This window comes from Pseudomonas bharatica CSV86, assembly GCF_000319305.2.
Taxonomy (GTDB): Bacteria; Pseudomonadota; Gammaproteobacteria; order Pseudomonadales; family Pseudomonadaceae; genus Aquipseudomonas; species Aquipseudomonas bharatica.
The window spans coordinates 325,778-345,373 of record NZ_AMWJ02000002.1 but is presented as its reverse complement, the minus strand read 5'-3'; the positions used below and the strand labels follow the sequence as shown (position 1 = coordinate 345,373).

The 19,596-nt window shown below is 63.3% G+C and carries 16 protein-coding genes and 1 pseudogene; 10 read left to right on the top strand and 7 right to left on the bottom strand.

Annotation, left to right across the window (positions count from 1 at the left end; genetic code table 11):
* Positions 1-33 precede the first annotated feature (33 nt).
* On the top strand, positions 34-1,347 hold the full coding sequence (gene brnQ, locus CSV86_RS15220; RefSeq protein ID WP_009396304.1) for a branched-chain amino acid transport system II carrier protein: 1,314 nt from the start codon (positions 34-36) through the stop codon (positions 1,345-1,347).
* A 262-nt stretch (positions 1,348-1,609) separates the two neighbouring features.
* Positions 1,610-2,350, top strand: coding sequence for a DUF599 domain-containing protein (locus tag CSV86_RS15215; RefSeq protein WP_009396305.1), 741 nt, complete (start codon positions 1,610-1,612; stop codon positions 2,348-2,350).
* Positions 2,351-2,409: 59 nt separating this feature from the next.
* On the opposite strand, the gene CSV86_RS15210 is transcribed toward CSV86_RS15215, so the two are convergent.
* Positions 2,410-2,694 (bottom strand): hypothetical protein, encoded by a 285-nt coding sequence (locus CSV86_RS15210; RefSeq protein ID WP_037059233.1) that lies wholly within the window; start codon positions 2,692-2,694, stop codon positions 2,410-2,412.
* A gap of 175 nt (positions 2,695-2,869) precedes the next feature.
* Between CSV86_RS15210 and CSV86_RS15205 the strand changes: the two genes are divergently transcribed.
* The 5 genes from CSV86_RS15205 to CSV86_RS15185 all read left to right on the top strand — a co-directional run bounded on the left by CSV86_RS15205 (position 2,870) and on the right by CSV86_RS15185 (position 8,022).
* On the top strand, positions 2,870-3,328 hold the full coding sequence (locus CSV86_RS15205; RefSeq protein WP_009396618.1) for a PaaI family thioesterase: 459 nt from the start codon (positions 2,870-2,872) through the stop codon (positions 3,326-3,328).
* Positions 3,325-3,786, top strand: a complete 462-nt coding sequence (locus tag CSV86_RS15200) for a PaaI family thioesterase (protein WP_009396619.1) — start codon at positions 3,325-3,327, stop codon at positions 3,784-3,786. The genes CSV86_RS15205 and CSV86_RS15200 overlap by 4 nt, the downstream gene beginning before the upstream one ends.
* 108 nt (positions 3,787-3,894) lie before the next feature.
* Complete coding sequence (gene htpG, locus CSV86_RS15195; protein WP_009396620.1) at positions 3,895-5,799, top strand: molecular chaperone HtpG; 1,905 nt, start codon at positions 3,895-3,897, stop codon at positions 5,797-5,799.
* A 57-nt stretch (positions 5,800-5,856) separates the two neighbouring features.
* On the top strand, positions 5,857-6,582 hold the full coding sequence (locus CSV86_RS15190) for a dienelactone hydrolase family protein (RefSeq protein ID WP_009396622.1): 726 nt from the start codon (positions 5,857-5,859) through the stop codon (positions 6,580-6,582).
* A gap of 82 nt (positions 6,583-6,664) precedes the next feature.
* Positions 6,665-8,022 (top strand): IS3 family transposase gene (locus CSV86_RS15185; protein ID WP_376699761.1). Its coding sequence is split into 2 segments (ribosomal slippage): positions 6,665-7,138 and positions 7,141-8,022, totalling 1,356 coding nucleotides; the frame shifts between segments, so codons are not numbered across the junction.
* Positions 8,023-8,084: 62 nt separating this feature from the next.
* Here the strand turns inward: CSV86_RS15185 and CSV86_RS15180 are convergent.
* Entirely contained in the window at positions 8,085-8,945 is an 861-nt protein-coding gene (locus CSV86_RS15180; protein WP_009396446.1) for a pirin family protein, read from the bottom strand.
* Positions 8,946-9,042: 97 nt separating this feature from the next.
* On the opposite strand from CSV86_RS15180, the gene CSV86_RS15175 reads away from it, so the two are divergent.
* The 3 genes from CSV86_RS15175 to CSV86_RS15165 all read left to right on the top strand — a co-directional run bounded on the left by CSV86_RS15175 (position 9,043) and on the right by CSV86_RS15165 (position 12,348).
* Complete coding sequence (locus tag CSV86_RS15175; protein WP_009396447.1) at positions 9,043-10,047, top strand: amidohydrolase family protein; 1,005 nt, start codon at positions 9,043-9,045, stop codon at positions 10,045-10,047.
* Between the two features lie 69 nt (positions 10,048-10,116).
* Positions 10,117-10,581: a DUF3859 domain-containing protein gene (locus CSV86_RS15170; protein ID WP_009396448.1), complete on the top strand. Its 465-nt coding sequence runs from the start codon at positions 10,117-10,119 to the stop codon at positions 10,579-10,581.
* A 141-nt stretch (positions 10,582-10,722) separates the two neighbouring features.
* Positions 10,723-12,348, top strand: a complete 1,626-nt coding sequence (locus CSV86_RS15165) for a methyl-accepting chemotaxis protein (protein WP_009396449.1) — start codon at positions 10,723-10,725, stop codon at positions 12,346-12,348.
* Between the two features lie 302 nt (positions 12,349-12,650).
* Here the strand turns inward: CSV86_RS15165 and fabB are convergent, their stop codons facing one another.
* The 5 genes and pseudogenes from fabB to CSV86_RS15140 form a co-directional block, all read right to left on the bottom strand.
* On the bottom strand, positions 12,651-13,871 hold the full coding sequence (gene fabB, locus CSV86_RS15160; RefSeq protein WP_009396450.1) for a beta-ketoacyl-ACP synthase I: 1,221 nt from the start codon (positions 13,869-13,871) through the stop codon (positions 12,651-12,653).
* An 11-nt stretch (positions 13,872-13,882) separates the two neighbouring features.
* Positions 13,883-14,398 (bottom strand): 3-hydroxyacyl-[acyl-carrier-protein] dehydratase FabA, encoded by a 516-nt coding sequence (gene fabA / locus CSV86_RS15155; RefSeq protein WP_009396451.1) that lies wholly within the window; start codon positions 14,396-14,398, stop codon positions 13,883-13,885.
* A gap of 216 nt (positions 14,399-14,614) precedes the next feature.
* Positions 14,615-16,530 (bottom strand): annotated as a pseudogene (locus CSV86_RS15150) (response regulator).
* Complete coding sequence (locus tag CSV86_RS15145) at positions 16,527-17,420, bottom strand: ABC transporter substrate-binding protein (protein ID WP_009396453.1); 894 nt, start codon at positions 17,418-17,420, stop codon at positions 16,527-16,529. Before CSV86_RS15145 ends, CSV86_RS15150 begins: the two are co-directional and overlap by 4 nt.
* The gene (locus tag CSV86_RS15140; protein WP_009396454.1) at positions 17,420-19,564 is read right to left on the bottom strand and encodes a TonB-dependent receptor plug domain-containing protein; all 2,145 of its coding nucleotides are present in this window, start codon (positions 19,562-19,564) and stop codon (positions 17,420-17,422) included. Before CSV86_RS15140 ends, CSV86_RS15145 begins: the two co-directional genes overlap by 1 nt.
* Between the last annotated feature and the right edge of the window lie 32 nt (positions 19,565-19,596).

The following is a 19,596-nucleotide window of genomic DNA, read 5'->3' as shown; positions in this document are numbered from 1 at the left end:
AAATTCCGATTTACGCAGTGTGGTATTTCCTTAATGAAAGTTTTGAAAGGCCAGGACATCCTGGCGCTTGGCTTTATGACGTTCGCGTTGTTCGTCGGGGCCGGCAATATCATTTTCCCGCCTATCGTGGGTTTGCAGTCCGGTCCTTACGTGTGGATGGCGGCGCTGGGCTTTTTGGTCACCGCAGTCGGCCTGCCTGTAGTCACCGTGATCGCCCTGGCCAAGGTCGGCGGCGGCATGGACGAACTGAGCAGCCCGATCGGCAAGGTCGCCGGTGGCCTGCTGGCGGCGGCTGCCTACCTGGCGGTGGGCCCGCTGTTCGCCACCCCGCGTACCGCCACCGTGTCCTTCGAGGTGGGCGTGGCGCCGTTGACCGGCGAAAGCCCGACCGCGCTGTTCATCTACAGCCTGGTGTACTTCCTGGTGGTGCTGGCGGTGTCCATGTACCCGGGCAAGCTGCTCGACACCGTCGGCCGCTTCCTTGCGCCATTGAAGATCATCGCCCTGGCCGTGCTCGGCATCGCCGCGTTCGCCCTGCCAGCGGGCACCCTTGGTGAAGCGCAGCCAGCCTATGTGGCGGCGCCGTTCTCGCAAGGCTTCATCCAGGGTTACCTGACCATGGATACCCTGGGCGCGCTGGTGTTCGGCATCGTCATCGTCAATGCGATCCGCTCCCGTGGCGTCGATTCGCCGCGCCTGATCACCCGCTATGCGGTGATCGCCGGCCTGATCGCCGGTGTCGGCCTGACCCTGGTGTATATCAGCCTGTTCCGCCTCGGTGCCGGCAGCCACGATATCGCTGCGACCGCGACCAATGGTGCGGTGGTGCTGCATGCCTATGTGCAGCACACCTTCGGCTCGCTGGGCAGCGGTTTCCTGGCGGTGCTGATCGCCCTGGCCTGCCTGGTTACCGCGGTTGGCCTGACCTGCGCCTGCGCCGAATACTTCAGCCGGCTGCTGCCGCTGTCCTACCGTGCGCTGGTGGTGCTGCTGGCCGGCTTCTCGCTGCTGGTCTCCAACCTTGGCCTGACCAAGCTGATCATGTTCTCGGTCCCGGTACTGACCGCCATCTACCCGCCGTGCATCGTGCTGGTCGGCCTGAGCTTCTGCAAAGGCATGTGGCACTCGCAGACCCGCATCATGGCCCCGGTCATGGCGGTATCGCTGGTGTTCGGCGTGATCGACGCGCTGAAGGGCGCCGGCCTGGAGCACTGGCTGCCGGCCTGGGCCGAACACCTGCCGCTGAGCGAGCAGGGCCTGGCCTGGCTGGTGCCGTGCGTGGCGACCCTGGTGGTTGCCGTGGTGTGCGATCGCATGCTCGGCAAGCCGCGCGAAGTGACGGCCTAAGTAGCGCCGCAGGGCAGGCGAGGCCACAAGCCATCAGCGCCTGCCGACGGTGATACCCGAAGCCCCGCCTCCTACCCAGGAGGCGGGGCTTTTTCATGGATGGCTAGAAGCGCTGCGGAGCCTGTGGGAGCTGGCTTGCCAGCGATTGCTTTAGTGAATTCACCATCGCAATCGCTGGCAAGCCAGCTCCCACAGGGTCCGCGCAGTGTCCTTTTTGAGTGTGTGGACGTCGAACTGCCGTCACCGCCCAACGGAACCCTTCATGAGCTTCATTCTGAGCAACCTGACCAACCTGGCTGCCGCGCTATGGTTCATCACCTGCTGGGGTGGCTATACCCGTTATGCCACCTGGAAGGGCCGCGACACCGCCTGCCTGGCCAGCGTCATGCACCTGTACCGCGAAGACTGGATGCGCCGCATGCTGCTGCGCGACAACCGCATCGCCGATGCCAGCGTGATCGGCAACCTGGAACGCAACGCGTCGTTCTTCGCCTCCAGTACCCTGATCATTCTCGCCGGCATCCTTACCGTGCTCGGCGCTTCCGACCGCGCCTTGTCATTGCTGGCCGACCTTCCACTGGTGCAGCAGGCCTCGCAAAGCATGTCGGAGATCAAACTGCTGTGCCTGGCCGTGGTCTTCGTCTACGCCTTCTTTACCTTCAGCTGGTGCATGCGCCAATACAACTTCGCGGCGGTGCTGGTGGGATCGGCGCCGATGATCGGCGAGCGCCAGGTCAGCGAGCAGGAGCGCAAGGCCTTTGCATCGCGGGCGGCGAGGGTGATTTCCATGGCGGCCAACCAGTTCAACTTCGGCCTGCGCTCCTATTACTTCGGCATGGCCATGCTCAGCTGGTTCATCAGCCCATGGGCATTCATGGCGATGAGTGCGGGCGTAGTGCTGGTGTTGTATCGCCGTGAGTTCCATTCGGATGTATTGGAAGTCATGGTGTATACGCCGACCGAAGCCAGCGTGGAGATGGCGAAGAGCGAAAGTTCGATCTGAGTGTTCGCCGATCAATAAAAAAACCCGACCGAAGTCGGGTTTTTTTATTCCAGCAAGCCTTACTGCTTGGCAGGTTCTGCCGGAGCGGTCGGAGCCGGAGTAGCTGGAGCGGATTCTTTCGCAGCTTCTTCAGCGGCTTTTTGTTCAGCTTCAGCGGAGTCTTTGGCGGCTTCGGCGTTTTCTTTAGCGGCCTCGTTCACTTTATCCTGAGCTTCGTCCATCTTCTGCTGGGCTTGCTCGGCATGTTGTTGAGCATCCTGAGCTTTGTTTTCGCTGGCTTTGTCGCAAGCGGCGAGGCCCAGGGCGGCGGCGATCATGACGGCATAAGCAAAAGGTTTACGCATGGGGTGTTTCTCCTTGTGGAATAGCATTACTTGAATCCTTTGAGTTGTCCCGTCGGATTTAAGTTCCGCGCACGATACACCTATATAAGTAACGGATCCATATAGACTTTTTGTCTGCTCTGTGCAGGTCCGCACACTTTTGGAGATAGCTGTGGATAAGAGCGAGTCGTCGTTGCTGCAGCGGGCCGAACGTTTCCTTTCTGCGTTACGTCATTGCCAGGTATTGAACATGCAGGTTGAGTGCGCGAACGGGGAGGGCATCACCCTGCGCATGCCCTGGTCCCCCTCGATCGTCGGCAACCCGCAGACTGGAGCGGTTCATGGCGGTGCGATCACCACCCTGATGGATACGGCGCTGGGCATGGCCACGCTCTGCGCCCTGCCGGAGTTCGAAGTCTGTCCGACCCTCGACCTGCGGGTCGACTACATGGGCCCCGGGGTCGCCCACCAGGACCTGTTCGGCCATGCCCATTGCTACCGGGTCAGCCGCGAGGTCATCTTCATTCGCGGTGCCTGCTACCAGGCCGACCCCGGGCAGCCCATCGCCCAGGTGGTCGGTACCTACATGCGCCTGGGCAAGGACATCAAGGGTGGCCTCAACTTCGCCCGCACCCTCAAGGGAGAAGCGCAATGATCCCGGCCCAGGTTCATCGGCAACTGCGCGAGGCGCATGCCCGCGGCGATTACTCGGCCCTGCTCGGGCTGATTCCCTATGCCGGGCTGATCGGCATCCAGTGCAGCCGTGACGGCGACGACCTGCTGTTCCGTCTGCCGGCCAACCCGGACAACGTCGGCAACCCGCTGCTTCCGGCGATCCACGGCGGCGTGATCGCCGGCTTCATGGAGCTGTCGGCGGCGCTGTACCTGCTGGTCTTCAGCGAAAGTGCGAGCATTCCGAAGATCATCGACTTCTCCATCGACTACCTGCGGGCCGGTCATTTGCGCGATACCTTCGCCCGTTGCCAGTTGTGGCGCCAGGGCCGCCGGGTGACCAACGTGGCGATCACTGCCTGGCAGGCGGACGCCGCCGAGCCCATTGCCACGGCCCGGGCGCATTTCAAGATCAAAGAACTGGTCGCGCCCTTGAAATAGTCCTCCATGGCCCCATCTGCTGTTCATCCCGTTGCGACTGGCGGGATACGTGTCCGCAAGGCCGCCCGCCAGCGCTATCAATGCCATCAGATCGGAGTTTTGAAGACCATGAGTGTGGAGACTCAAAAAGAAACCCTGGGCTTCCAGACCGAGGTGAAGCAACTGCTGCACCTCATGATCCATTCGCTGTATTCGAACAAGGAAATCTTCCTCCGCGAGCTGATCTCCAACGCCTCCGATGCCGTGGACAAGCTGCGCTTCGAAGCGCTGGCCAAGCCCGAGCTGCTCGAAGGCGGCGCCGACCTGAAGATCCGTGTCAGCTTCGACAAGGACGCCAACACCGTCACCCTCGAAGACAACGGCATCGGCATGAGCCGCGATGAAGTCATCGCCCACCTCGGCACCATCGCCAAGTCCGGCACTGCCGACTTCATGAAGAACCTCACCGGCGACCAGAAGAAGGACTCGCACCTGATCGGTCAGTTCGGCGTGGGCTTCTACTCCGCATTCATCGTCGCCGACAAGGTCGATGTGTTCAGCCGTCGCGCCGGGCTGCCGGCCGCCGAAGGCGTGCACTGGTCGTCGAAAGGCGAGGGTGAATTCGAAGTTGCCACCCTCGACAAGGCCGAGCGCGGCACCCGCATCGTCCTGCACCTGAAAAAGGGCGAGGAAGAGTTCGCCGACGGCTGGCGCCTGCGCAACATCGTCAAGAAGTACTCCGACCATATCGCCCTGCCGATCGAGCTGCCGAAAGAAGCACCGGCCGCCGAAGGCGAGGAGAAGCCCGCCCAGGAATGGGAAACCGTCAACCGCGCCAGCGCCCTGTGGACCCGTCCGCGTACCGAGATCAAGGACGAGGAATACCAGGAGTTCTACAAGCACATCGGCCACGACTTCGAAAACCCGCTGGCCTGGAGCCACAACAAGGTCGAAGGCAAGCTGGAATACAACTCGCTGCTCTACGTTCCGGCCCGTGCACCGTTCGACCTGTACCAGCGTGAAGCGCCCCGCGGCCTGAAGCTGTACGTGCAGCGCGTGTTCATCATGGACCAGGCGGAGTCGTTCCTGCCGCTGTACCTGCGCTTCATCAAGGGCGTGGTCGATTCCAACGACCTGTCGCTGAACGTCTCGCGGGAGATCCTGCAGAAGGATCCGATCATCGACTCGATGAAGTCGGCGCTGACCAAGCGCGTGCTGGACATGCTGGAGAAGCTGGCGAAGAACGAACCCGAACAGTACAAGGCGTTCTGGAAGAACTTCGGCCAGGTCCTCAAGGAAGGGCCGGCGGAAGACTTCGCCAACAAGGAAAAGATCGCCGGCCTGCTGCGCTTCGCCTCCACCCACGAGGAAGGCGGCGAGCAAAGCGTCTCCCTGGCCGACTACCTGGCTCGCGCCAAGGAAGGCCAGGACAAGATCTACTACCTCACCGGCGAGTCCTACGCGCAGGTCAAGAACAGCCCGCACCTGGAAGTCTTCCGCAAGAAAGGCATCGAAGTGCTGCTGCTGACCGACCGCATCGACGAGTGGCTGATGAGCTATCTCAACGAGTTCGATGGCAAGAGCTTCGTCGATGTTGCCCGTGGCGACCTCGATCTGGGCAAGCTGGACTCGGAAGAAGACAAGAAGGCCCAGGAAGAGATCGCCAAGGAGAAAGAAGGCCTGGTCGAGCGCCTCAAGGCCGCGCTGGGTGACAGTGTCAGCGAAGTGCGCGTGTCGCACCGCCTGACCGACTCCCCGGCGATCCTCGCCATCGGCGAACAGGACCTTGGCCTGCAGATGCGCCAGATCCTCGAAGCCAGCGGGCAGAAGGTCCCGGATTCCAAGCCGATCTTCGAATTCAACCCGAGCCACCCGCTGATCGAGAAGCTGGACAACGAGCAGAGCGAAGACCGTTTCGCCGACTTCTCGCACATCCTCTTCGACCAGGCGGCGCTGGCTGCCGGCGACAGCCTGAAGGACCCGGCCGCCTACGTGCGCCGGCTGAACAAGCTGCTGGTCGAGCTGTCGGTCTGATGTGATGCAGGAAAGCCCGCTTCGGCGGGCTTTTTTCATTCTTGCAAGGAGAAATCGATGAGCAATGTGACGATCGAATCGCTGGTCTACCACGTCGGCGGTGAAGCCTATGAAAGCCGCTTGGTCTACACCCATGGCGCGCAGCCACAGCCGGCGCTGGTGATGGCACCGAACTGGATGGGCATCGGCGAAGGTGCCGAGCGGATTGCCCGGGCGGTAGCGGAGAAAGGTTATGTGGTGCTGATCGCCGACCTCTATGGGCAATCGGTGCGGCCGCAGAACGCCGAGCAGGCGGGGGCGGCGATGATGCCGCTGAAGAACGACCGCGCCGAGCTGCGCAAGCGCATGCAGGCGGCCGTGGCGCAGTTGCTCGGGCAATCGAAGGCGCTGCTGAGCCCGGGCAAGCTGGCGGCGTTCGGTTTCTGCTTCGGTGGCTGCTGTGCCCTGGAACTGGCTCGCGACGGTGCGCCGTTGCAGGCGGCGATCTCCTTCCACGGCACCCTGGATACCCCGGACCCGGCGGATGCGAAGAACATCAAGGGCGCGGTGCTGGTACTGCATGGCGCGGCCGATCCGCTGGTGCCCAAGGAGCAATTGCCAGCCTTCGAGGCCGAGATGGACGCGGCCGGTGTGGACTGGCAGTTACTCAGCTACGGCGGTGCGGTGCACTCGTTCACCGATCCGGGGGCGAATGTGCCGGGCAAGATGATGTATGACGCACGGACTTCGAAGCGGGCGTTCACTGCGATGCACAATCTGCTGGAAGAGGTGTTCAAGGCTTGAGGGCCTCATCGCTGGCAAGCCAGCTCCCACAGTGTGGACTGCCCCCAAGAAGTTGGAGACTAATCCAACCCTTGGGGGAGTTATGAGTAAGTACACCGAGCAGTTCAAGCTCACAGCCATCACTGCCTACCTGGAGGGCACCGATGGTTTCCGAAAGGTAGCCCGGCATTTCGGTATCGATTTCAGCCTGCTGAGGCGCTGGGTGGCGAGCTATAAAGCCCGTTCCACTATCAGTCCCATACCTCACGGTCAGCGCTACGACATCAATTTCAAGCGCAGGGTTGTGCAGTACATGCGCGAGCATCGGCTTTCCCTGCGTAAAACGGCAGCTCACTTCGGCTTGGGACAGTCCTCCCGGGTAGGCATTTGGGAGCACCAGTACTACAGTGGCAACCTTGCCACCTCTACTGCCACTCAACGAAAAAAGCCTGCCGACGTGTCCAAGAAGATCAAGCCACTCAAACCCACTGACACTGACGACGCGCTGAAGCCGCGAGATCAGCTCATGGCAGAACTCGAGTATCTGCGCATGGAGAACGCTGTCCTAAAGGAGCTGAAGGCTTTGAGAGAGCAGAAGGAGCGAAGGCCAGAGAAAAAACGCTGATCGTCTCAAGACTCCGAACCCGATTCCCGCTGTCAGCGTTGTTGGCCCTGGTCGAGTTGTCGAACAGTACCTTCTACTACCAGCTCAAAAGCCTTCAAAAGCCGGATAAACATGCCGATCTGAAAGAGCTGGTGAGTCAGGTCTATCACAAGGAAAAAGGGCTCTATGGGTATCGGCGCGTGACGCTTGCGATCAAGAATCAAGGCATCCTGGTGAACAAGAAGGTTGTGGAGCGGCTGATGGCCGACCAAGGTTTGCGGGCGGTTGTGCGGCCTAAAAAGTATCGGTCCTATCGAGGAGAGATAGGCAGGATTGCCGAGAATCTGCTGGAGCGAAACTTCATCGCCCAGCGGCCCAATCAGAAGTGGGTGACTGACGTAACCGAGTTTAAAGTGGCTCAGCAAAAGCTCTATCTCTCACCAGTGATGGACTTGTACAACAGTGAGATCGTGGCCTACGAGATCGCTCGCCGCCCAGGCTATGAGCTGGTGGGGAATATGCTGGAAAAAGCTCTGAGTAGCTTGGGAAAGGAGCCGAAGCTGGTCATCCACTCTGATCAGGGATGGCATTATCAGCAGCGCCAATACCGCGAAAAGCTTGAGCAGCGTGGCGTAAAGCAGAGCATGTCGCGCAAAGGGAATTGCCTGGATAACGCCGCTATGGAAAGCTTCTTCGGCACACTCAAGTCTGAGTTTTTCTATTTGAAGCGGTTTGAGAGCATCGAAGAGCTGACCACCGGTCTGGACGAGTACATCCGCTACTACAACCATGACCGCATCAAGCTGAGGTTAAACGGCTTAAGCCCTGTCGATTACAGGGCCCAAGCTGCTAGCTAAAACTGTCCAACTTTTCGGGGGCAGTCCAGTGTGGGAGCCGGCGTTGCCGGCGATTGCTGACTTCAAGGCAACTCGATCCTCCCTGACTCACCTGCAACGACAGGCCAATCCCCCGCCGCCCATCTCTCCCGGGCCCGCTCGATCAACCCCGGATCGCTCGCCACGAAATTCCAGTTCATCCTGCGCGGCCCATCCAGCGGCGCGCCGCCGATGATCACCAGATGGCTCTCGCCCTCGGCATACAGACTGGCTTCCTCGCCTTCGCTCAGTACCACCAGCGTCTGCGGTTCCAGCAGCTCGTCATCCAGCCGCACCTCGCCGGCCAGCACATACACCGCCCGTTCCCGGTGCTCATCCGGCACGCACAGGGTCGTGGCGGCTTCCATGAATACTTCGGCGTACAGCGTGGGCGAGAGCACCGGCACCGGCGACGCCAGGCAGAAGCCGTTGCCCGCGATCATGCGTATCTTCACTCCCAGCGCTTCGCTGACCGGCAGGCTGCCTGCCGGGTGATGGTTGTAGTGCCCGGCGCCTTGTTCCGCTTCTTTCGGCGACGCCAGCCAGATCTGCAGGCCATGCAGTCGCGAGCCTATTTCCAACAGATCCGGCGGTGTGCGCTCGACGTGGGCGATGGCCGCGCCGGCAGTCATCCAGCTCACCTCGCCGGGCTTGACCCGCTGCGACGAGCCCAGGCTGTCCTTGTGCAGCAATTCACCCTCGAACAGGTAGGTGAGGGTCGACAGTCCGATATGCGGGTGCTGGCGGATGTCCATGCCATGCCCCGGCGCGTAGTCGGTCTGCAGCATATGGTCGAAGAACACGAAGGGGCCGACACTGCGGCATCTGGCCGAGGGCAGCGGGCGCAGGATGGGCTGGCCCTCGACCGATTCGGCGCGGGGGCGGATTACCAGGGGCGAGGTCATGGCAGGCTCCAGCCAGGTTGAAGTCGGCCTAGCATAGCGAACCGCTGCCGCCAGCGCGCGGTCTACCCTGTCCCAAGCACGAGCAAGGAGGGCAGCAATGCTCGCAAGAACCCTGGGCGCACTGCTGTGCGCCGGGCTGCTGGTCGGCGCCGCGCAGGCACGGGATTACCGCTACAGCGACGCCCACCTGCACTACGTGGATTTCTTCCAGGAAACCGAGGGCATGCCCGCGCTGCTCGAAGCCATGGACAAGGCCGGCATCGAGCAGTCGATGATCAGCGGTATCCCGGTTGCCAAGAAGTGGCATGAGGACGAGCCCAAGCGCCCGCGCTACTACGCCGGCGACGATGCCGATGCCTACTGGTACAGCGCCACCGACAGCTACGTCGCAGCGGCCGTCGAGAAGCTGCCGCCCGAGCAGCGCAAGCGTTTCCATCCGTTCCTGTCCGGGATCAATCCGGTGGACAAGAACGCCGTGGCCCACATCGAGCGCATGCTGGAGCTGCATCCCGGGCTCTGGCAGGGCATAGGCGAGGTCTTCACCCGCCATGACGACCTGACGGCCCTCACCAGCGGCGATACGCCCCGGGCCAACAACGAGGCCATGACCCGCATCTATCATCTGGCCGCCGAGCGCGACCTGCCGGTGCTGCTGCACTCCAACATCACCTCCAAGCGCGAGCGCAATCCGCTGTACCTGGCGGAAATCGAGGAGCCGCTGCGCAATCACCCGCATACCCGCTTCATCTGGGCCCATGCCGGCAGCAGCATGGAGATTCATCGACACCAGGAAAAAATGGACTTCCTCCTGCCGACCCTGACCCGGCTGCTGGAGGATTACCCCAACCTGTACGTCGATCTGTCCTGGAGCGTGCTGCAGCCGTACCTGCTGGACGACAAGGGCACGCCGCGCAAGGCGTGGCTGGCGCTGGTCGAGCGCTTTCCCGAGCGCTTCATGCTCGGCTCCGATGTGGTCGGGCGTTTTTCCAGCCTGGGCGAGCAGTTCCAGGGCTTCGCCCCGTTCCTGGACGCCTTGCCGGAGGACATCGCGCACAAGGTGGCCAGGGACAACTTCCTCGCGGTGCTGCCCAAGCCGCGTTGAGCGCGATTGTCATCAGCCTGTCATGGCCGGGTCATAGTCTGCCGCGATCCACAACAGAGGAAGCGCAACATGTTGACTAGCCGTTTGAGCGCCCTGGTCGGGCTGATGTGCATCGCCGGCCTGGCCCAGGCCGAGGTGCGGGTGCAGGGACCGGTGGAATACGGCGTGTTCGAGACCAACATCAAGAACCCGCAGCCCGGTGAACGGGTCATCACCATGAACAGCCAGGCGATCCAGGCCACCGATGTCGTCCCGGCCAGGCTGGGCAGCAAATTCGGCATCCGCTACCGCCTCGAAGGCAAGACCGCCGACGATACCCCGCTGACCCTGCTGTACCTCACCCCGGGCATCGTCACCCCGGACGGCAAGCGCCACGACAAATTCGAGGTGGTGCAGAAGCTGGTCCCGGCTGCGCCGCAGGACGTGATGGCCTACGAATTCACCGAGCATCACGAGGCGATTCCGGGCGAGTGGCACTTCATGGTGTTCCAGGGTGATCGCCTGCTGGCGGAGAAACGTTTCACCGTCCGCTGATCATTCCGGCGATGCGGTGGTCGCGATGATTGGGCAATTTAATATCACCATTTCTTCTTACGCAAAAAGTCGACGGTCCGATACCTTCTAAAGAAGTGTCCGCTGCATGACGGATGCAGCATCTTCGGAAGGAACCGTGCGATGAGTTTGAGAAGCCTGAACATAGCGCCCCGGGCCGGACTCGGCTTCGGCCTGCTGGCGCTGTTGGTGGTGACCCTTGGGCTGTTCTCGCTGGTGCAGATGTCGAGCATGCGCGAGCAGTCCGAGCAGGTGGAAAGCAATTGGCTGCCCAGCGTGATCAGTGTCGGCACCATGAGCCAGGACATGCTGCGCATACGTGCCCTGACCTTGCGCTTGCTGGTCAACCGCGACCCCGCGGCGCAGCAGCAGAACATCTCCCGCATCGACGCCCTGAAGCAGGCCTTGAGCAAGGCGCAGGCCGATTACGACGCGCTTATCGTGCTGCCCGAGGAGCGCGTGCTGTTCGACCGCTACATCGAACTGCAGACGCAGTACCTGGGCATGCAGGCCCAGGTGGTGGGCCTGGCCACCAGTGATCGCATCGAGGCCGCCGAAAGCCTGGTCAACGGCGAGATGAACCAGCTTGCCGACAACCTCACCACCACCCTCAACCAGTTGATCGATCTCAACAACCAGCACGCCCATATGGCCACCAGCCAGTCCGAAGCGGTGTATCTCGGCGCGCGGGTGTGGGTCATCGGCCTGTTGATCGGCGCCCTGGTGCTCACGGTGGTGCTGGCGCTGGTGCTGACCCGCAGTATCGTCAAGCCCCTGGCCCAGTCGCTGCAGGTTGCTGAAGTGGTGGCGAGCGGCGACCTGACTCCGCAGATCAGTATCCAGGGCCGCGACGAACCGGCGCGCTTGCTGGTGGCGTTGAAGCAGATGCAGCAAAGCCTGCGCGACACCATCGGGCGCATCTCCGACTCGTCGAACCAGCTGGCTTCGGCCTCGGAGGAACTGAGCGCGGTCACCGAGGATGCGACCCGCGGCCTGCAGCAGCAGACCCAGGAAATCGAACAGGCGGCGACGGCGGTCAACCAGATGACCGCCGCGGTGGAGGAGGTGGCCAGCAATGCCGTGGCCACGTCCGAGGCGTCCAGGGAGTCCGATCGTATTGCCCGCGAGGGTGTGGCCCAGGTCCAGCAGACCGTGGTGTCCATCGAGGAACTGGCGGCGGGCGTGAGCCTGAACGTCGATGAAGTGGGGCAACTGGCGGAGCAGGTCCACGGGATTTCCAAGGTGCTCGACGTCATCGGCTCGATTGCCGAGCAGACCAACCTGCTGGCACTCAACGCCGCGATCGAAGCGGCGCGGGCCGGCGATGCCGGGCGCGGGTTCGCCGTAGTGGCCGACGAGGTGCGGGCGCTGGCCCATCGGACCCAGCAATCGACCCGGGAAATCGAGCAGATGATCGATGGTATCCAGCAGGGCACCGACCGTGCGGTGGATGGCATGCAGCAAACCCGCGAGCGGGCGCGCAGCACCCTGGATGGTGCGCACGCGGCCGGGGCGGCGCTGGAAGAGATTGCCACGGCGATCAGCCGGATCAACGAGCGCAACCTGGTGATCGCCAGCGCCTCGGAGCAGCAGGCGCAGGTGGCGAGGGAGGTGGATCGCAACCTCACCAATATCCGCGATCTGGCGTTGCAGAGTTCGGCGGGAGCGTCGCAGACGGTGGAGGCCAGCCAGGCGCTATCGCAACTGGCGGTGGACCTGAACGGGCTGGTGCGGCGCTTCTCGGTGTAAGGCTTGAGGGCCTCATCGCTGGCAAGCCAGCTCCCACAGTGACCGCGTCGACCGCAGGTCCTTTGTTCAACACAAAACCCTGTGGGAGCTGGCTTGCCAGCGATGAGGCCCTGAAGGTCCACACACAAAAACGCCGCGGACCCTGTGGGAGCTGGCTTGCCAGCGATGAGGCCCTGAAGGTCCACAAACAAAAACGCCGCGGACCCTGTGGGAGCTGGCTTGCCAGCGATGAGGCCCTGAAGGTCCACAAACAAAAACGCCCCGAACCAGTCGGGGCGTTTTCAGTGCAAGCGGGCTAGCCCTTACTTACCTTCCCAGCGCTTGAGCACCAGGGTGGCGTTGGTGCCGCCGAAGCCGAAGCTGTTGCTCATCACGGTGTCGATCTTGGCGTTTTCGCGGGTTTCGCGAACCACCGGCAGGTCGGCGACTTCCGGATCCAGCTCGTCGATGTTGGCGGAACCGGCGATGAACTTGCCTTCCATCATCAGCAGGCAGTAGATCGCTTCGTGCACGCCGGCAGCGCCCAGGGAGTGGCCGGACAGGCTCTTGGTCGAGCTGATGGCCGGGGCCTTGTCGCCGAACACTTCGCGCACGCCCTTCATTTCCGCGACGTCGCCGACCGGGGTCGAGGTGCCGTGGGTGTTCAGGTAGTCGATCGGCGTGTCGACGGTGGACAGCGCCTGCTGCATGCAGCGGATCGCGCCTTCGCCGCTCGGGGCAACCATGTCGTAGCCGTCGGAAGTGGCGCCGTAGCCGACGATTTCCGCATAGATCTTGGCACCACGGGCCAGAGCGTGTTCCAGCTCCTCGACCACCACCATGCCGCCACCGCCGGCGATGACGAAGCCGTCACGGTCGGCGTCGTAGGCGCGCGAAGCCTTGCTTGGCTCGTCGTTGCGCTTGGTCGACAGGGCGCCCATGGCATCGAACAGGAACGACTGGCTCCAGTGCTCTTCTTCACCGCCGCCGGCGAAGACGATGTCCTGCTTGCCCCACTGGATCTGCTCCATGGCGGTGCCGATGCAGTGAGCGGAGGTGGCACAGGCCGAGGAGATCGAGTAGTTGATGCCCTTGATCTTGAACGGAGTGGCCAGGCACGCGGAAACGGTGCTGCCCATGGTGCGGGTCACGCGGTACGGACCGACGCGCTTGACGCCTTTCTCGCGCAGGGTATCCAGCGCTTCCATCTGGTTCAGGGTCGAAGCGCCGCCGGAGCCGGCCACCAGGCCGGTACGCGGGTTGGAGATCTGCTCTTCGGTCAGGCCGGAGTCCTTGATCGCGTCCTGCATCGCCAGGTAGGCGTAGGCAGCGGCGTGGCCGACGAAGCGATAGACCTTGCGGTCGATCAGTTCTTCGAGGTTCAGGTCGATGGAACCGGAAACCTGGCTGCGCAGCCCCATTTCCTTGTATTCCGGGTTGAAACGGATGCCCGGACGGCTTTTACGCAGGTTTTCGGAGACGGTCTCTTTGTCATTGCCCAGGCAGGAAACGATGCCCAGACCGGTGATTACGACGCGGCGCATGCGAATAACCCTTAGAAATTTTCAGTGGAGGTGAATACACCGACGCGAAGACCTTCGGCGGTGTAGATCTCGCGACCGTCGACGCTGACCGAGCCATCGGCGATGGCCATGTTCAGCTTGCCCTTCAGGACGCGCTTGATATGAATGTTGTAGGTAACCTTTTTCGCCTCCGGCAACACCTGGCCGAAGAACTTCACTTCGCCCGAACCCAGGGCGCGACCGCGGCCCGGCAGGCCTTGCCAGCCAAGGAAGAAACCAACCAGCTGCCACATGGCGTCGAGGCCCAGGCAGCCCGGCATCACCGGATCGCCTTCGAAGTGGCAGGCGAAGAACCACAGGTCCGGATTGATATCCAGCTCGGCGACCAATTCACCTTTGCCGTACTTGCCGCCCTCTTCACTGATGTGGGCAATGCGATCCACCATCAGCATGTTGGGGGCGGGCAGTTGCGCGTTACCTGGGCCGAACAGCTCACCGCGACTGCAGCGCAGCAGGTCTTCCCGGGTAAAGGCGTTTTGTTTGGTCATGCGAGCTCCTCAATAATCCTCGTGCGGCAGGGACCGGTTCTTCCCGATCCGCCCCATGAAAGCCCTTGGCTCCGGGGCGGCAGCCTACTCATAGACTATTGCGTTGTAGTGAAAGTCACAGCACAGCGAACGAAGATGTACACCTGTGCACTGAAATTTTTCCGACAGACCTTTCTTGCAGATCGGTTCGGCGTGTAAGACTGCCGCAATTTTGCATTATTCGCCAGTCGCGCTTGCCTGAGCGGGTAGCCAGCGCTGCAGAATCTCCTGCAATTCATTGCGTTTGAACGGTTTGGCCAGGTAATCGTTCATCCCGGCTTCAATGCAACGCTCGCGATCACCCTGCAGGGCGTTGGCGGTCAGGGCGATGATCGGCAGGTCGCGGCCCTGGGGCAACTGGCGCAGGCGCCGGGTGGCTTCGTAGCCGTCGACGATCGGCAGCCGACAGTCCATCAGCACGGCCCGAAGCGCTGCCGGGCCACCAGGCTGATGGCCTGGGCGCCGTCGGCAGCAACGATCACCTCCAGCCCCAGGCTGCGCAACATGGCCTGGATCACCGCCTGGTTGACCGGGTTGTCCTCCACCAGCAATACCGACTGCCCTTTGCCATCGTCCGCCCCGGCAACGTTGTCCGGCAATGCCTGCGGACGGTCGTGCGGGCGCAGGGTCAGGGGCATTTCCAGGGTGAAGGTCGAACCCTGGCCCTCGCGGCTTTCCGCCCGCAGGCTGCCGCCCATGCGTTCGGCCAGGTTGCGGGCGATAGACAGGCCCAGGCCGGTGCCGCCATAGCGCCGGGAAATCGAGCTGTCGGCTTGCTGGAAGGCGATGAACATGGCTTCCAGGCGGCTGTTGTCGATGCCGATGCCGGTGTCCTGCACCGCGCAGGTGAACCAGATCAGCTGGCGGTCCAGCACCTGCCAGCGCGGCACCACCCGCACGCTGCCCTGCTCGGTGAACTTCAGGGCGTTGCCGATCAGGTTGACCAGTACCTGGCGGATCCGCGTCGGGTCGCCGCACACCTGCAACCGCTCCAGGCCCTCGGGCATTTCCAGCTGCAGCGCCAGGTGACGCTGCTGGGCGGTGTGAAGGAAGGACTGCACGCAACTGCCGATCAGTTCCGCCAGGTTGAAATCGATCTGTTCCAGTTGCAGCGCGGTGCGCTCGATCCGCGAGAAGTCGAGGATGTCGTTGATCACCTTGAGCAGGTGCCCGGTGGATTCGCTGGCCACCAGCGTGTATTCGGCCTGCTCGTCGCTCAGCTCGGTGGTCTGCAGCAGTTGCAGCATGCCCAGCACGCCATTCATCGGGGTGCGCAGTTCGTGGCTCATCATCGCCAGGAATTCCGACTTGGCCTTGTTCGCCTGCTCGGCTTCCTCGCGGGCCTGGATCATCTGCGCCATGGCCTCCTGCTGTTCGCGCGAGGCCTGGGCCAGGCCGCTGGCCAGATTGTTGATATGTTGCGCCAGGTGCCCCAGCTCGTTGTCGTCCACCACCGGCAACGGCGTGTCGAAATCACCTTTCTGGATGGCCTTGACCGCATGCCCCATGTCGGCGATCGGGGTCGCCAGGCTACGGGCCAGGCGGCGCGCCAGCAGGAAGGTGAACACCAGGGCGAACAGGGCGAGGATCGCCGCCTTGATCACGATTTCCTGCTGGCGCTGGCTGAAGGCGTCATCGGACATGCCGACGATCACCCGGCCAAGGTAATCGTCGGCGACGATGCTCGCCGGTTGCTCGCCATTGTGCAGGAAGTCGCCATCCAGGCTGATCCGTTGCAGGCGGATCGGCGCCTGGAACACTTCCACCTGCTGGGCGCGGTTGACGTGTTCGTCCGGCTGCTCGACATAGACCAGGATGTGGTTGGCGCTGTCCTGCACTTCGAGGAAGCGCACGTGGGGGATGGTCAGGGTCGCGCGCATCAGGCCTTCGAGCACTTCGTCGTTGCCGGAGATCACGCCGTATTCCGAGGCCGGGGCAAGCTGGTTGGCGATCAACTGGCCGGTATGGTTGAGTTCCTGGCGCAGGTCCTGGATGCGCACGAAGGTGAAAAAACCGATCAGCAGCAAGGTCAGCACCAGGGCCGGGCCGAGGCTGATGATCTGGGTACGGGTACTGATATCCCAGCTTCTCATCGGGCGGATTCTCCTGCGGACACGGCCTGCCTGGCGGCATCGGGGTCGATCGCCTCGATGCCCAGGGCCCGGGCGACCTGCTGGTTGCCGGTTACGCTGAAATACTCCGGGTAATGGCTGCGCGGCCATTTTTCCGGGGGCTGGTCGAGCAGGCGGTCGATCACCGCCAGCCAGGCGTTCTGGTCGCTGAAGGTACTGGCCAGGGCGCCGGCACGGACGAAGCCGGCATTCGGCCCGACCAGCGCCATCTGCCTTGAGTAGGCACTGAGCAGCAGGTTTTTCGCGGTCTTGGGGTTGTACAGCGAGGGATCGTCGAGGCCGAGCAGAACGTCGGTTTCCTTGAGCAGGCTTTGCAGGGGGCGGTTGTCGCGCAGGTCGGGCCAGGGTTGCGCGTCGATCTCCATGCCCAGCGGTAGGGCGGCCTGACGCAGTTCATCGAGGAGGAAGCGGCTTTGCTCGCTGTACAGCACGCCGACCCGATGGGCCTGGGGCAGCAGGTAGCGGACCAGATGCAGCTGCCGGGCCAGGGGCGGGTCGCTCCAGAGCAGGCTGAGGTAGGCCGGGCGCAGGTCGCCCAGGCGCTGCCGGGCCTGGACCCGGCTGATGCGCAGCACCAGCGCCGGCGGCCCGGCCGGCTCGCGCATGCGCCAGTCCAGCGCCTCGGGGTCGAGCAGGATCAGCCGCGTGTCGCTGCGCAGCCGAGCCGGTTCCGGCAGTTGCGCCAGGGGCACGAAGCGCACCGTGTCCGCCGGGCGCCGGGTCTTGAGCGCTTCGACGAATTCGCGCACGCCGCTGCTGTCCTGGGCACCGGTCAGGAGGATCTCGCCGCCGGCCAGGGACACCAGCGGCCAGAGCAGGACCAGCAGCAGCCAGCGCCGCCAGAACCTCATCAGAATTCCAGCTCCGCGCTGAAATACAGGAGGTGGCGGCTGTCATAGCGGTTGTCGACATTGGCGGTGGGTTGGTCGTCGAGACGCTGCTGCAAGGTTCCGGAGAGTTCCAGGCTGGCCCGGGGCAGGGCGATGCGCTTGGCCACGCGCAGGTCGACCCGCTCGAAACGGTACTGGTTCAGGGCGTCGTCTCCGTAATAGAAGAGGGCGCTGGACCAGCCCCGCCCCCAGTCGCGCATCCAGCCGGCGGAGCCGCTGTTGCGTGCACTGAGGCGCTGGTCGGCGGGGTTGCTGGCTTCGGCGTCGACATAAGCGTAGGTCAGGCGCACGCGATCGTTGGCGCTGGCCCGCCAGTCCAGTTGCGTCTCGCTGCCGGTGAAACGCGCTTCGTTGCTATTGCTGGCGATGTACTGGTTGTTGCGCAGCGGCTCGCTGATCATGCCGGTGATGCGGTCGTGGAACAGCTTGATATCGACGCTCAGGTCGAGGTCGGCGAAGTAGCCGTTGTAGCCCACTTCCCGCGAGCGCATCAGTTCCTGGTCGAGGTTGCCCGGGCCGCGGGTCTTGACGAAGTACTCGGCGGTGCTCTGGCCGAAGGCCGGCGGCGTCAGGTTGCTGACCCGGTAGCTCCAGTTGACGTTGTTCTCGAACATGTCCGGCGAACGCACCGCCTCGGAGTACACGGCGCGCAGGCCATGGCGCGGGGTGATCAGGTAGTTCACCGCGATGCGCGGGGTCAGCGAATCGCCGGCCAGCCGCGAATTCTCGTACATCGCGCCGCCCTGGACGATCCAGTGCTCGTCCAGCCGCCATTCGAGCTGGCCGAACAGGCGCCAGGTCTGGTCGTCGAGGCTGCCGTTGAAGTAGGTCTCGGAGTCGGCGCGGTCGTAGCGGTAGTTGACGCCGCTGAGCAGGCGCAGGTTGTCGGCCAGGCTCAGGGTGTCCTGGACCTCCAGGTCATAGCGGGTTTCCCGGGTGCTTTGGTCGACGTCGCCGCATACCACGTTCTTGCCACCGCTGTTCCATTGATTGCCGACCTGCCGGGCCAGGTCCTGGAGCACCGGGTCGGCATTGGGCGGCGGGTTGTTGGCGTTGCGCGCCACCTGCTCGGCGTAGTTCGGGTTCAATTGCCAGAGGCGGGTCAGTTCCGGGCTGAAGGCGAGTTGCGCATCGCAGGCACGCCACACCTGCTGGCGGTCCCAGTGCTGCGCCGAGCCTTGCACATAGAGGCTGTGGCCCGGGTCGAAATCGATGTTCCAGCGCAGCGAGCCGGCGTAGTCCTTGGCCTTGACGTCGGCATCGTTGCCGCGCTCGGTGACGTAGGGGAAGACCGGCTGGTAGGTGTAGGGCCGCTGGTCGCTGCCTTCCTTGGCCGAGAGTTGCCAGTCGAGGCTCTGGTTGAGATCAAGGGTGTGGCTGGCACTGATGTTGAAGCGGGTCAGGCGCCGGCTGTCGCGGTAGTCGCCGCCCGTGGCGTTATGGTCGAAGCCGTCGTCCTGCATTCCCGACAGCGACAGGCGCAGGTCGCCGCCGTCCCAGCCCATGCCCTGGCTGGCGTAGAAGTCGGCGATGCCGCGCTGGCCGCGGGTCACCTTGAGCCGCGTGCCGTGGCTGTCGGCCGGGCTGCGGGTGAGGATGTTGACTACCGCCATCAGCGCATTGGCACCGTAGCTGACCGTGTTCGGCCCGCGGAACACCTCGATGCGCTCGATATCCTCCATGGCCAGCGGAATATCGCTCCAGTCCACGGTGGCCAGGCCGGCGCGGTACACCGAGCGGCCATCGATCAGCACCTGCATGCGCCGCGCGTCGTTGACGTTGCTGCCGTGGTAGTTGACCGTCGCCTGGTTGCCGGCGCCGTAGCCGACCATCATCCCCGGCACCAGGCGCAGCAGCTCGGGGATGTCGCGGGCGCCGCTGGCCTTGATCAGCTCGGCGTCGAGCACGGTCATGCTGCCAGGCACGGCGGCCGGGGACTGTTTCAGGCGGGTGGCGGTCAGAACCTGGGGCAGGGCCTGGCTATCGACGAACAGATCGTCGGCAACGGCCGGCCCGCCGACCAGGGCGGCCAGGAGCAACAAAGGGTGTGAAGGGCGTGGGCCAGGGAACACGGGGCGGCCTTGATCGGTAAACGAAACCGGCATGTTAACCGAGTAGCCGGCATTTTCCAGTGATC

Excerpts from the sequence above, each read along its gene's own strand:
- CSV86_RS15190 (WP_009396622.1), top strand. The coding sequence starts at position 5,857 with ATGAGCAATGTGACGATCGAATCGCTGGTCTACCACGTCGGCGGTGAA.
- CSV86_RS15140 (WP_009396454.1), bottom strand. The coding sequence starts at position 19,564 with ATGCCGGTTTCGTTTACCGATCAAGGCCGCCCCGTGTTCCCTGGCCCA.
- CSV86_RS15215 (WP_009396305.1), top strand. The coding sequence starts at position 1,610 with ATGAGCTTCATTCTGAGCAACCTGACCAACCTGGCTGCCGCGCTATGG.
- fabB (WP_009396450.1), bottom strand. The coding sequence starts at position 13,871 with ATGCGCCGCGTCGTAATCACCGGTCTGGGCATCGTTTCCTGCCTGGGC.
- brnQ (WP_009396304.1), top strand. The coding sequence starts at position 34 with ATGAAAGTTTTGAAAGGCCAGGACATCCTGGCGCTTGGCTTTATGACG.
- CSV86_RS15210 (WP_037059233.1), bottom strand. The coding sequence starts at position 2,694 with ATGCGTAAACCTTTTGCTTATGCCGTCATGATCGCCGCCGCCCTGGGC.
- CSV86_RS15165 (WP_009396449.1), top strand. The coding sequence starts at position 10,723 with ATGAGTTTGAGAAGCCTGAACATAGCGCCCCGGGCCGGACTCGGCTTC.
- CSV86_RS15145 (WP_009396453.1), bottom strand. The coding sequence starts at position 17,420 with ATGAGGTTCTGGCGGCGCTGGCTGCTGCTGGTCCTGCTCTGGCCGCTG.
- htpG (WP_009396620.1), top strand. The coding sequence starts at position 3,895 with ATGAGTGTGGAGACTCAAAAAGAAACCCTGGGCTTCCAGACCGAGGTG.
- CSV86_RS15180 (WP_009396446.1), bottom strand. The coding sequence starts at position 8,945 with ATGACCTCGCCCCTGGTAATCCGCCCCCGCGCCGAATCGGTCGAGGGC.
- fabA (WP_009396451.1), bottom strand. The coding sequence starts at position 14,398 with ATGACCAAACAAAACGCCTTTACCCGGGAAGACCTGCTGCGCTGCAGT.
- CSV86_RS15200 (WP_009396619.1), top strand. The coding sequence starts at position 3,325 with ATGATCCCGGCCCAGGTTCATCGGCAACTGCGCGAGGCGCATGCCCGC.
- CSV86_RS15175 (WP_009396447.1), top strand. The coding sequence starts at position 9,043 with ATGCTCGCAAGAACCCTGGGCGCACTGCTGTGCGCCGGGCTGCTGGTC.
- CSV86_RS15170 (WP_009396448.1), top strand. The coding sequence starts at position 10,117 with ATGTTGACTAGCCGTTTGAGCGCCCTGGTCGGGCTGATGTGCATCGCC.